The organism is uncultured Campylobacter sp., from assembly GCF_944323605.1.
In the GTDB taxonomy this organism is placed as follows: domain Bacteria; phylum Campylobacterota; class Campylobacteria; order Campylobacterales; family Campylobacteraceae; genus Campylobacter_D.
This window is the reverse complement of record NZ_CALUTC010000007.1, coordinates 1-12,340: the sequence shown is the minus strand read 5'-3', so window position 1 is coordinate 12,340 and position 12,340 is coordinate 1. Positions and strand designations below refer to the sequence as shown.

The following is a 12,340-nucleotide window of genomic DNA, read 5'->3' as shown; positions in this document are numbered from 1 at the left end:
ATGTTTTTGTCTTTTAGAAGATATATGTTACATCTTTTTGTTTGTGTTATTTTTGAAAACAAAAAACATATAGTAAGAGCTCATAGTATTAAAAATAACAAATTAATACATACTTATGAAAAAACATTTGAAAGCGAAGAAAAGCTTTTAGGGTATGTAAAAACATTAGTTAATGACTTCCAACTTTATTACATATCTGTATTTTTTGACCGTCAAATTCAAGGTATAGTTCCTTGCGTTAATTCGAAAGATATGAGCGGATACGGCGTAAATCCAAGTAATGTATTTTCAATAAATATAGCTAATGCTAGATTATATTCATCTATAAATTCTATAAATGAACTTAAAAAAAAGTTTGAATATTGCGGTGGACTTGATTTTGCTTTTTCTCCACTGGCTCTGCTATATTACTGCATAAGCAAAGAAAAAAATATTGAAAACAAACTAAGACTTTATATATACAGACACTCTAACTGTATTGCTGTAATGATATGCAAAGCAAAGGATATATGCTTTGGAAGTTTTTTTGATCTTAGCCCAAAAGAATCAGCATTAGAAAACAAAGAAAGCACCACAGTAGAAAAGGAAGAAAACAAAGAAATAGAAGACGCAAACATAGAAAATTATGACTTAGATAAGCTAGATAATCTCTTAGATGAAAAACTAGACGATATGCAATACACGAGTTCAGCTAAAATAAATTTAGGAGATTTTAGCAATGATATGCAGATGTGTTCTTATATATTTATGAGTATAAAAGAATTTTATAATAATCCACTTTACAAAGGAAATTTTATAGATGATATAGTGCTTTATGATAATGAAAACATAAGCAATGCTGTTTTAAGTTACATAGAAAGTGAGCTTTTCTTAAAGCCAAAACTGGTGCAAATAGATACATTAGAGCTTATGAATGAGCTTATGCGTAAGGAGCTTAAGGTATGACATATAGCTTAATAAAACCTAAGCAAAAATCACTATTTAGTTTCGTAGCTAAGATATGGCTGATATTTTACATACTATGTATAGGTGTAATTTTATCATTTTACTTTTTTGTGTTAGCTAAAACAACTCTTATGAATATGGAAATTGAAACAAAAAAACAAGAATTGATAAAAATGCAAGAGCAAACCTCTAAAAATAACGCTGATTTTGATACATTAACCGCCAGAAAGAATTTTGCCTTAAGTGTGCTTACTTCGGATGGTGATAATATGAAGATAAGAAATATAGTTAATAATCTTTTTGATTTTGTAATAAAATCGGGTGCTATAAGATTAGAAAGTGTAAAAATGGATAAATTTTCACTAGAATTAGTAGGAATCACTCCTACAAAAGAAATGTTTGCTTTGCTGATTCAAACTCCATTAAAAAGCACTTTTGATACAAGCTCTATAAATTTCTACCCTCTTAGCAATGGTTGGTATAAATTTGTGAGCGTAAATAAAAATATAGAAGGTCTAAAGTGAAAAAAGATAACAGTTTAGATAATTTAAATTTATTAAAATTCTCTATGCATATCCTAATTTTTGTATGTATATGCTGTGCCTTAATAGTTTTTTTAATAATGCCATCTTTTAAATCGCACGAAGAAAGCAGAGTAAGACTCTTAAATCAAAATGATATAAATTCTGATGCACAGACAAAACTCACACTATCTACAAACAAGCTTGAAGAGCTATATTCAAGTTATGGTGAAATTTTATCAAAATTTACAAGCGAATTTAAGCAAGATGATTTTATGAGCTTATTATCTGAAAATAATTTTACTAATATTAATATATCAATTTCTGATGTAAATAGCTCCGAAGCTTATCTTAACAAAAACATAAAAATAAATGCTATTATAAAAGATCCTAGTAATTTTTATAGCTTTGTGTATGGTTTAGAAAAATATAAAAATTTATTCAAAATAGACTATCCTATAAGCTTTAAATCCACAAACCAAAACAATATAAAAATACAAATGAATCTAAAGCTATACTCGGCTCCTGATTTAAATCGATAATATATTTTTTAAAATTATAAATTATCAATCAAAGATTTAATACTCTTTCTATAAAAATCGATTAAAAATTCATCTATATCTTTAACAACAAGCTTAATATCTTCATCAAGCTCTGTTATAGATTGTTTTAAATTTGAGCCTTGCAAATCTTTAGAATCAGGCACTTTGTATCTTAGCTCTATGCCACTTATCTTACTTTCTGTGTGTATATTTCTAAAAGGTATTTTTTTACGTTTAAAGTCTATAGCAAGACCATACACAAGATTTACTTTTAAATTTGATCTTATAAAATTTCCATCTATTAAGCTTTCATCTTTAGCAAGTTGAATTTCATCAAGATAAATATTTAAGCTTTGATAAGCAGTGTAATCAGCATTAGTATCAACTATCTTATATCCCTTTGCTTCTAAAATTTTCTTGCTTTCTTTTTGCAAGGCGTCTTTTAAAAGATTTATTTCAGTTTTTAACCTAGCGTAAAGAGCTGTGTTTTTAAATTCTGTGCTAGTATCTTTACTAAGCGATTCATATAATTTTATATCATTAAATTTTAATTCTATATTTTTTGATTCTTCACTCATTTTTAACTCATATGGAATATCAAAACTCAACAAGGGGCTGTAAGTGCGTTGGTTTGCACAAGATAAAAATAAAAAAGCAAACAAAATTGATACAATAAATTTCATTTTAAATCCTTTCTTTGATTATATTCTATCAAAATTTTACATATATTAAGGCTTAATTTGCTATATTTTCACAAAAAAGGAAAATTATGAACACTTGGCAAAATATCTATTCTTCATTTGATGTGATTGCTTTTTCTATATTTGGTTTTAATATATATTGGTATAGTCTTATGTATGTATTAGCACTATTTTCTGGGCTATTTATAGGACAATACTTTGCAAAAAAATACGGTTTCAATATAAAAGCTGCGATGATAGATAATTATTTTGTTTGGGTGGAAATAGGAGTTATTTTAGGAGCAAGACTAGGCTATATTTTAATTTATGATAATAATACTCTTTGGTATATAATGCAACCTTGGCAAATTTTTAATCCCTTCAATGCAAACGGAGATTTTGTAGGAATTCGTGGTATGAGCTTTCACGGTGCAGTTGTAGGCTTTTTTATAGCTACAATACTATTCTGCAAAAAATACAAAGAAAATATTTGGGAATATTTAGATCTAGTAGCACTTTCTGTCCCGTTAGCATATACATTTGGAAGAATAGGAAATTTTTTAAATCAAGAACTTTTTGGAAGAAGCACAGATGTTGCGTGGGGAATTTATGTAGATGGAATTTTAAGGCATCCATCGCAACTTTATGAAGCTTTTTTGGAAGGTGTTGTAGTTTTTGTATTGATATTTATAGCAAGAAAATTTCAAAGATTTAAAGGTGAGTTAATCATACTTTATACTTTATTTTATTCTATCGCCCGTTTTATCTGTGAATTTTACAGGGAACCAGATATGCATATAGGTTTTTTAAGCTTTGGACTGACTATGGGACAAATTTTAAGTATTGTTATGATTCTTGCTTCATTGTTAATTTTTATTTATTTAAGGTTTAAATTTAGGTATTAATTTAAGTTATTTTAAGTGTATTAAAAATATAATCTAAACGTTATCTTAAAACTAACAATTTTTTTTCAAGGAGTAGCAATGAGTCAAATCATTGAAGGTTACTTTGGAAAAAGCATTGATGGTAAAAAGAGCAAATTACCAGCAAAGCTTGATTTTATCCAAAGCGCTAGTGGTCTTTTCTTGGGACTGTTTATGTGGGGACATATGTTTTTTGTTGCTAGTATTTTAATTAGCAATGATTTTATGTATAGTATATCAAAGATGTTCGAGGGTAGCTTCATATTTGGTACTCCGCAACCTTGGGTAGTTTCTATCATAGTTTTTATAGTTTTTGTTATATTCGTAGTGCATGCAGGACTAGCTATGAGAAAATTTCCTATAAACTACAGACAGTGGCAGCTTTTTAGAACTCACGCAAAAACTATAAAACACGGCGATACAAGCTTATGGTTTACACAAGCAATAACTGGTTTTATTATGTTTTTCTTTGCTTCTTATCACTTGGGAATGATGTTTTTTCAAGCTCACACCATAGATCCTTACGGCTCAGGTGAGAGAATGCTTCAAATGTGGCCTTTTTATCTTGTTCTACTCTTTGCAGTTGAATTACACGGAGGAATAGGTCTTTATAGACTATGTGTTAAATGGGGTTGGTTTGAGGGCAAAAATGCAAAAGCAAGCAGAAAAGCTCTTAAAAAACTAAAATGGATAATAAGTGTATTTTTTATAGCTCTAGGGCTTTTAACTATGGCAGCTTACATAAAAGTTGGTATGAGTGATCACGAAATAGGAAGTCGTTACATTCCTACATATATGCGTTAAGAGGTGAGTGATATGAATATTAAATATAGCGACGGTTTAGTAATAGGCGGTGGCTTAGCTGGGCTTAGAGCTGCTATTGAAGTAGCTAAAAGCGGACAAAGCGTTACATTGCTAAGTATTTGTCCCGTAAAAAGATCGCACTCTGCGGCTGTTCAAGGCGGTATGCAAGCGTCTTTAGGAAATGGAGCTAAAGGGGATGGAGATAATGAGGATTTGCATTTTGCTGATACAGTAAAAGGTTCTGACTGGGGCTGTGATCAAGAAGTAGCAAGAATGTTTGCTCAAACTGCTCCAAAGGCAGTACGCGAACTAGCAGCCTGGGGTGTGCCTTGGACTAGGGTTACTAAAGGACCTAGAACTGTTGTAATAAACGCTCAAAAAACAGTTATAGAAGAAAAAGAAGAAGCACACGGACTAATAAATGCTAGGGATTTTGGCGGAACTAAAAAATGGAGAACCTGTTATATAGCTGATGCAACCGGGCACTGTATGCTGTATGGTGTTGCAAATGAAGCCATAAAGCACGAAGTTAAGATCATAGATAGAATGGAAGCTGTGAGGATTATGCACGATGGTAAAAGGTGCATAGGCGTTATAGCAAGGGACCTTACAAATGGAGAATTAACAGCCTTTGTTGCTAGAGGAACTATGATAGCTACAGGTGGATATGGCAGAATTTATAAACAAACCACAAACGCAGTCATTTGTGAAGGAACAGGTGCTGCTATAGCACTTGAAACCGGGCTTTGTAGATTATCAAATATGGAAGCAGTGCAGTTTCACCCAACTCCTATAGTACCAAGCGGGATCTTACTAACTGAGGGTTGTAGAGGAGATGGTGGAATTTTACGCGATGTTGATGGATACCGATTTATGCCTGATTATGAACCAGAAAAAAAAGAACTAGCAAGTAGAGATGTTGTAAGTCGTAGAATGATGGAGCATATAAGAAAAGGAAAAGGAGTAAAAAGTCCTTATGGAGATCACTTATGGCTTGATATTTCTATACTTGGTAGAGCTCACATAGAAAAAAATCTAAGAGACGTGCAAGATATATGTAAGACATTTAACGGCATAGATCCTGCTGATGAAGGTCCTAAAGGCTGGGCTCCTGTTTTACCTATGCAACATTATTCAATGGGTGGAATTAGAACAAAGCCAACAGGAGAATCTCAATGGTTACAAGGACTTTTTGCCTGTGGTGAGGCTGCTTGTTGGGATATGCACGGCTTTAACCGCTTGGGAGGAAATTCTTGTGCTGAAACGGTTGTTGCTGGTATGATAGTTGGAGACTATTTTGCTGATTACTGTAAAAACAATGGAGAGGTTGTTGATACAGATTTAGTTAAAAAATTCTTAACAAAAGAATATGAATATCTAAAATCCTTAGTAGATAAAGAAGGAAAAAATTCTGTATTTGAGATAAAAAACAGAATGAAAGAGATAATGTGGGATAAGGTAGCTATTTTTAGGACAGGAGAAGGATTAAAAGAAGCTGTTGATGAGCTTGAAGAGCTTTATAAAAAATCCCTTGATGTAAAAGTGCATAGCAAAAACATAGCTACAGCAAATCCTGAGCTTGAAGAAGCTTATAGAGTGCCTAGAATGCTAAAAGTCGCACTTTGTGTTGCGTATGGAGCTTTACTTAGAACAGAAAGCAGAGGTGCTCATTACAGAGAAGACTATCCAAAAAGAGATGATTTGAATTGGATGAAAAGAACTCTTACTTATTGGGTTGAGGGCGAGACCTTGCCAAAGGTTGAGTATGATGAGCTTGATATTATGAAAATGGAAATGCCACCAGCATTTAGAGGATACGGTGCAAAAGGTAATATAATCGAAAATCCACTAAGCGAAAAAAGACAAGCTGAAGTTGATGCTATAAGGGAAAAAATGGAAGCTGAAGGCAAATCAAGACACGAAATTCAACACGCTTTAATGCCTTACGAATTACAACCAAAATACAAAGCTTTAAATCAAAGAATAGGAGTTAATTATGAGTAGAAAACTAACCATAAGAGCTTTAAAATATAATCCTTTAAGCAAAATTTCAAAACCTCATTTTGTTAGCTATGAGCTTGAGGAAACTCCTTTTATGACGGTCTTTGTATGTCTTACTTTGATACGCGAAAAAATGGACGCTGATTTAAGCTTTGACTTTGTTTGTCGTGCTGGAATTTGTGGTTCTTGTGCTATGATGATAAATGGAGTGCCAAAACTAGCTTGTAAAACTCTTACAAAGGATTATGCTGACGGAGTTATAGAACTTATGCCTATGCCTGCATTTAGACACATAAAAGATTTAAGTGTAAATACAGGAGAATGGTTTGAGGGAATGTGTAAAAGAGTTGAAAGCTGGGTGCATAACGAAAAAGAAACAGATATATCTAAGATAGAAGAAAAGATAGAACCAGCAGTTGCTGAAGAAACTTTTGAACTTGATAGATGTATAGAATGTGGAATTTGTCTAGCATCTTGTGCTACAAAACTAATGAGACCAAATTTTATAGGTGCAACTGGACTTTTAAGAACTGCTAGATATTTACAAGATCCACACGATCATAGAAGCATAGAGGATTTTTATGAGCTTGTGGGAGATGATGACGGTGTATTTGGTTGTATGTCTTTGCTTGCCTGTGAAGATAATTGCCCAAAAGAGCTGCCATTGCAAAGTAAAATAGCATATATGAGAAGACAACTTGTCGCACAAAAAGATAAATAAAAACTTTCCCCCTGATAATGAGGGGGAAAAATATTTGCAAACTTTTTTAGAAAAAATCTGGCAAGATAACTTACAGTTTTTAGATTTTAATGCAAATTTTGAAGATAAAAATATACTTGATGTGAGCGAATTTGCGATAATACTAAGCACAAATTCTAATAATTACGAAAGATATTTTCTCTTAAATGAATTTAAAGATATATTCAAAAAACTTAATTTAAGAGTGGATATATTTAACATACAGCAAGTTCAACTCTGTTGTATAAACTTGCTAAAAAGTGGCTTTATCGATAAAAACGATCTATTAAAAGCCTTGAAAATTTTGGAAAAAATTTCAGATACTTCTTTGGTGATAACTTTCATAGAAAATATAAAATTAGAAGAAATAGACAAACAAGCCCTTTTTAAAGCAAATTTTAAAGAACTAGATGCGATAAATTTAGAACTTCAAAATTTAAGCCTTAATCACGATGCAAAACAAAGACTACAAAATTCTTTACAAAAATTTAAAGATTTAGAATTTAATATAGCCATAACAGGCGTGATGAACGCTGGTAAATCAAGCCTTTTAAATGCTTTACTAAAAGAAGATTTTTTAGGAACATCAAATATACCAGAAACGGCAAATTTAACGGTTTTAAGATATGGAAACGAAAATAAAGCTAAAATTTACTTTTGGAATCAAAAAGAATGGGAAAATATACTAAAAAGCTCACAGTATAATAAAGAACTGCAAAAATTTGTAGATGAGCTTTCGCAAGATATAAACATAAAAGACTATATAAAAGACGGTGGTTTAACACAGGAAATAGAAACAAAAGACTTGAAAAATTTTAGCTCTGCTAAAAACAAACTTTCAGCTCTTATAAAAAAGATAGAATTAAAAAGTAAATTAGATTTCTTGCAAAATAATATATGCATAGTAGATACACCCGGACTTGATGATGTGGTAGTGCAAAGGGAAATTTTAACAAAAGAATATATAAAAGAAAGCGATTTTTTAATACACCTTATGAATGCTTCTCAAAGCCTAACACAAAAGGATTTAGAATTTTTAATCAACTGCCTATTAAATTCCCGCTTATCTAAGTTTTTGGTAGTTTTAACAAAGGCTGATTTGCTAAGCGAAAGTGATTTAAAAGAGGTTATAAACTACACAAAACAAAGTCTAAGGCAAAATTTAAAAGACCTAGATGAAAATTTGGTAGAGAATATAGACTTTTTGTGCGTAAGCTCTAAAAAAGCTAGCGATTTTTACAAGGGCTTAGAAAATGAAGAAGCTTTCAAGCAAAGCGGCATAAAAGAACTTGAAACCTATCTTTTTAACGAACTTTACTCGGGTCAAAAAAGCAAGATAGCTCTTAATGCCTACAAAAAAGAGCTTATGTTGGAGCTAAACAAGCTCTTAGATGAATATGAAATGCAAAATAAGCTAATAAAAGAAAGTAAAGAAGGCATAAATATAAAAAATAAACAACTTTTACTAGAATTTAAAGAGGAGCAAAAAGAGCTAACAAAGGCTAAGGAAGAGATAAATGCTACTTTCTTAAAGCTTGATAATATAGAAAATGGCATTGAAAATTTAGTGCTTTTGTTGGCAAAAAAATTAAAAGAAAGATTGATTGATGAGCTTAAATATCTGAAAAGCAAGTCTTTAAAGGCGAATTTAAATCGTATTTTAAGCATAGTGGATATAACAACAAAAGATGGTATAAATGATATTTTAAGAGATGTGAAATTTGAAAATTTGAAAAGGATTTCAGAGCTTAAACAAAGCCTTTCACTTAAATATGAATTTTTGCAAGATGATTTTGATAGTGGCTTTGATGAATTTAAAGAAGGTATTTCAAGAGCTATAGAAAATATATTTGATAATGAAAATTTTAGCATTTTAAGAATGCAAATATCAAATATAGTGCAAGAAAAAGCTGATATTTTTACAATGGAAGTAAAATTTGACGAATGCATTAACGAAGCTTTCAAAAATTTTAATCTAAAAAAACTCTTAGAAAATTTAAATATAAATCAAAATTTCTATGAATTTTTAAACAAAAAACTATCTCAATACGAAATAAGCCAAAAAGAAAAATTACACAATCTAAGTGCTGTAATATCAAGTCTTGAAAGCGAAAATTCTAAAACACTTAATTCTTATGATGAAAATTTGGAGAAAATTTCAAGACTTACCCAGCTAAAAGAGGATCTTTTAAATGCAAATTAAACTTCTAAATAACTTCATAAAAGCCTATGAAGGGCTTTATTTGCCTAGTTTTGATGATAGCTTTGAAGGCAAGGTAAAATCTATATGCAAAATCTTAAACGAACCATTTATGCATTTAAGTAAAAATTTAAGCAAAGAGCTTGATGAGCTGATTTACTCCTTAAGTAAAAATATAAACGTTGCTGTTATAGGACAGTTTTCAAGTGGTAAATCAAGCCTTTTAAACATCATTTTGCAAAAAGAATGCCTACCAACAGGTGCCGTGCCTGTTACATTCAAACCTACATTTTTGCGTTATGCTAGAGATTATTTTTTAAGAATAGAATTTGAAGATGGAAGCGATTTGCTTTGCGATATAAGCGAGTTAAAACACTACACCGATCAAAGAAATAATGTAAAAGAAGCAAAATCCTTACACATATACGCACCGGTAGAAATACTTAAAAATATCACTCTAATCGACACTCCGGGATTAAATGCAAACGACACAGACACGGTTACAACCTTTAAAGAATTAAATAGCATACATTCTCTAATCTGGCTAAGTCTCATAGATAATGCCGGAAAAAAGAGTGAGGAAGATGCCATAAAAGCGAATTTAGATTTACTTCAAGGTGCTAGTATCTGTGTTTTAAACCAAAAAGATAAATTAAATGAAAGCGAGCTTGAAAATGTATCAAGCTATGCAAAAACAATTTTTTCAAAGTATTTTAATGAAGTCATAGCAATATCTTGCAAAGAAGCTTCTGATAAAAATACTTACAAACAGTCAAATTTTGACACTTTACTAAATTTTTTAAAAAATTTAGACCATTTAGAGCTAAAAAAAGCTTACACAAAAAGAAAAATTTTAAAAATTTGCAAACTTTTAGAAAATGAAAATACACTTTTTTGCGATGTTTTCTCTATATTAGAAAAAAAATTTAATGAATACGAAAATTATCTAAAAGAGCATTTTAAAACAGTGCTAAAAGATGTAAAAATTTTAAATCATCAAATTTTAGAAAGCCTTAAAGGCATTAGCGAAAGGATTTCTAAGGAAATTTTTGATAATGTAAAAGAGAAAGAAGCTCATTTTTACAAAGAAGCAAGTGGCTTTTTTAAGAAAAATTTATATATGAAATATGACTACAAAAGCCCGTATATATCAAGCGATGATGCTTTTTTATCTATGTTTTACAATAGCGATGTTTTAAATAAAGAGTTTAAAAAAGTAAAAGCACAGCTAAGCAAATCTTTTGAGGAGCTAAAAGATAAGCTAAACAATAGCTTTTTACTTTTTCAAAAAGAAATTTTACTTTTTAAATCTAGGTTTTCAAATATAAAAAAAGATGATGATTTTCAAAGTGATGATAATTTCAGCGAAGTAAGAGCATTTTGTAATGCCAGTGAGGAGTATTTTTTAAGAGATTTTGAAAATATATTATTTAAAAATATTTTAGATCTTGAGCTTTTTTTAGAAAAGCTAAATTTAAAAGCCTTTACAAATTACGAAAATGCTACAAAGCTAAGTCTTGGATTTTTTTCTAGGAAAATAAATGAGAGTAGGAATTTTTACGAACTTGATAGCTCACAATTTAGCCTTTACTATCCTAAAAAAAGCGAGATATACGAAAGGGTTTTAACGGAATTAAACGTGCACGAATTTGAAGCTTTACTTATAAATAAGCCTGTTATAAGCAAGGTTGTTTCAAGGCATTTAGAGCAAAATTTAGAACTCATCTCGCGTAAAAAAGAGCTTATATCACATAAAAAAAATGAGCTAGAAAAAAACTTAAAACACATTCTAAAAGCAAAAGATACGCTTAAAGATTTATAGGGTTTATTTTTTTTTGCTATCATAGATATTAAAAATTAAGGTTTTTGTATGAAGAGAATTTTTTTATCCTTATTTGTATTTTTTACTTTTTTATTTTCAAACGACTTTGATACGGCTTTAGGGTATTATCAATCCAAAAACTACGCAAAGGCTTTACCTTTGCTCGAATTTTTATGCGAACAATCAAGTAGTGCAAAATCCTGCTTTTTATTAGGATATATGTATGAAAATGGCGAGGGAGTTTCATATAGTCAAGATACAGCACAAAGATATTATGAACTATCTTGCGATAAAAAGCTTAGCAATGCTTGCTTTAATTTAGCTTTGATTTTAGAAAGCAAAGATGATATAAAAAATTCTAGATTAAATCTATACAAAGCTTGTTCTTTAGAACATCTTAATGCTTGCAAAGGCTTAGGAATGATATATGATGAGGAAAAAGATGGGGAATTAGCACTTGAATTTTATAAAAGAGCTTGTGATTTACAAGATGCAAATTCTTGTCTTAGAATGGGTTTTTTATATAGAAATGGAGATATAGTAAAGCAAAATACCCATTTAGCACAAAAAGCTTACACAAAAGCGTGTGATTTAAAGGATGCGAAATCTTGTTTTGTTTTGGCTGAATTTTACTTAAGTGAAAAAAATAATCGCTCGGCTGCTAAAAGCAATTTTGGAAAATCTTGTGATTTAGGTTTTAGCGATGGCTGTGTTGAGTATAAAAAACTTTTGGATAATAATATAAGCAATTAGCATTGTTAAGGATTTAATATGACGGCTTACGTGCATATAGGCACTGGTAAGACAGGCACTACTACTATACAAGTATTTCTTGATGAAAACCATGAAAAACTAAAAGAAAAAGGAATATTGTATTCTAATGTGAATTTATCGCGTAATAGACATATCTATCTCATTTACATAGTTGATTTTTATTTAAAAGGCAAAAAAGAAGATAGCTTTGTAAAAGATATAATAAAAAAATTAAAAGAAGAACTTAAGCAAAATCCTAATAAAACTTTTATTTTCTCTTCTGAGGATATTCTGTGGTGGTGTAAAGATGTAGAAAATGCAAGTATAGCATTAAAAGAATTTTTCACAGAAGTAGGTTTTGATGATATAAAAATAATCGTATATATAAGATCTCAAGCCGATCTTTTTCT

At 30.3% G+C, this 12,340-nt stretch carries 11 protein-coding genes and 1 pseudogene; 11 read left to right on the top strand and 1 reads right to left on the bottom strand.

Annotation, left to right across the window (positions count from 1 at the left end; translation table 11 throughout):
* Genes Q0J35_RS05135 through Q0J35_RS05125 form a run of 3 tightly spaced genes read left to right on the top strand, consistent with a single transcriptional unit; the run spans window position 1 to window position 2,008 of the window.
* Entirely contained in the window at window positions 1-945 is a 945-nt protein-coding gene (locus Q0J35_RS05135) for a hypothetical protein (RefSeq protein ID WP_297193768.1), read from the top strand.
* Entirely contained in the window at window positions 942-1,469 is a 528-nt protein-coding gene (locus tag Q0J35_RS05130) for a hypothetical protein (protein ID WP_297193766.1), read from the top strand. Before Q0J35_RS05135 ends, Q0J35_RS05130 begins: the two co-directional genes overlap by 4 nt.
* On the top strand, window positions 1,466-2,008 hold the full coding sequence (locus tag Q0J35_RS05125) for a hypothetical protein (RefSeq protein WP_297193764.1): 543 nt from the start codon (window positions 1,466-1,468) through the stop codon (window positions 2,006-2,008). The genes Q0J35_RS05130 and Q0J35_RS05125 overlap by 4 nt, the downstream gene beginning before the upstream one ends.
* A 14-nt stretch (window positions 2,009-2,022) precedes the next feature.
* Here the strand turns inward: Q0J35_RS05125 and Q0J35_RS05120 are convergent, their stop codons facing one another.
* Window positions 2,023-2,691 carry a hypothetical protein gene (locus tag Q0J35_RS05120; RefSeq protein WP_297193762.1) on the bottom strand — a complete coding sequence of 223 codons (669 nt, stop codon included), beginning with the start codon at window positions 2,689-2,691 and terminating at the stop codon, window positions 2,023-2,025.
* Window positions 2,692-2,777: 86 nt separating this feature from the next.
* Here Q0J35_RS05120 and lgt point away from each other — a divergent pair, with 86 nt between their 5' ends.
* The 8 genes and pseudogenes from lgt to Q0J35_RS05080 all read left to right on the top strand — a co-directional run.
* Window positions 2,778-3,593 carry a prolipoprotein diacylglyceryl transferase gene (gene lgt / locus Q0J35_RS05115; RefSeq protein WP_297193760.1) on the top strand — a complete coding sequence of 272 codons (816 nt, stop codon included), beginning with the start codon at window positions 2,778-2,780 and terminating at the stop codon, window positions 3,591-3,593.
* 78 nt (window positions 3,594-3,671) lie between these two features.
* Complete coding sequence (locus tag Q0J35_RS05110) at window positions 3,672-4,415, top strand: fumarate reductase cytochrome b subunit (RefSeq protein WP_297193758.1); 744 nt, start codon at window positions 3,672-3,674, stop codon at window positions 4,413-4,415.
* A gap of 12 nt (window positions 4,416-4,427) precedes the next feature.
* A complete protein-coding gene (locus Q0J35_RS05105) occupies window positions 4,428-6,419 on the top strand; it encodes a fumarate reductase flavoprotein subunit (RefSeq protein WP_297193756.1) in 1,992 nt (663 codons plus the stop codon).
* On the top strand, window positions 6,412-7,137 hold the full coding sequence (locus tag Q0J35_RS05100) for a fumarate reductase iron-sulfur subunit (RefSeq protein ID WP_297193754.1): 726 nt from the start codon (window positions 6,412-6,414) through the stop codon (window positions 7,135-7,137). The genes Q0J35_RS05105 and Q0J35_RS05100 overlap by 8 nt, the downstream gene beginning before the upstream one ends.
* 34 nt (window positions 7,138-7,171) lie before the next feature.
* Window positions 7,172-9,358, top strand: a complete 2,187-nt coding sequence (locus Q0J35_RS05095; RefSeq protein WP_297193752.1) for a dynamin family protein — start codon at window positions 7,172-7,174, stop codon at window positions 9,356-9,358.
* Complete coding sequence (locus Q0J35_RS05090; RefSeq protein ID WP_297193750.1) at window positions 9,348-11,177, top strand: dynamin family protein; 1,830 nt, start codon at window positions 9,348-9,350, stop codon at window positions 11,175-11,177. Before Q0J35_RS05095 ends, Q0J35_RS05090 begins: the two co-directional genes overlap by 11 nt.
* A 48-nt stretch (window positions 11,178-11,225) precedes the next feature.
* Window positions 11,226-11,930 (top strand): tetratricopeptide repeat protein, encoded by a 705-nt coding sequence (locus tag Q0J35_RS05085; protein WP_297193748.1) that lies wholly within the window; start codon window positions 11,226-11,228, stop codon window positions 11,928-11,930.
* 18 nt (window positions 11,931-11,948) lie between these two features.
* A pseudogene (locus Q0J35_RS05080) lies at window positions 11,949-12,340 on the top strand (hypothetical protein); the annotation flags it as partial.

Bases quoted from the DNA above. Each gene is read 5' to 3' on its own strand.
- Q0J35_RS05135 (WP_297193768.1), top strand. From the start codon at position 1: ATGTTTTTGTCTTTTAGAAGATATATGTTACATCTTTTTGTTTGTGTT.
- Q0J35_RS05130 (WP_297193766.1), top strand. From the start codon at position 942: ATGACATATAGCTTAATAAAACCTAAGCAAAAATCACTATTTAGTTTC.
- Q0J35_RS05120 (WP_297193762.1), bottom strand. From the start codon at position 2,691: ATGAAATTTATTGTATCAATTTTGTTTGCTTTTTTATTTTTATCTTGT.
- lgt (WP_297193760.1), top strand. From the start codon at position 2,778: ATGAACACTTGGCAAAATATCTATTCTTCATTTGATGTGATTGCTTTT.
- Q0J35_RS05110 (WP_297193758.1), top strand. From the start codon at position 3,672: ATGAGTCAAATCATTGAAGGTTACTTTGGAAAAAGCATTGATGGTAAA.
- Q0J35_RS05105 (WP_297193756.1), top strand. From the start codon at position 4,428: ATGAATATTAAATATAGCGACGGTTTAGTAATAGGCGGTGGCTTAGCT.
- Q0J35_RS05100 (WP_297193754.1), top strand. From the start codon at position 6,412: ATGAGTAGAAAACTAACCATAAGAGCTTTAAAATATAATCCTTTAAGC.
- Q0J35_RS05090 (WP_297193750.1), top strand. From the start codon at position 9,348: ATGCAAATTAAACTTCTAAATAACTTCATAAAAGCCTATGAAGGGCTT.
- Q0J35_RS05085 (WP_297193748.1), top strand. From the start codon at position 11,226: ATGAAGAGAATTTTTTTATCCTTATTTGTATTTTTTACTTTTTTATTT.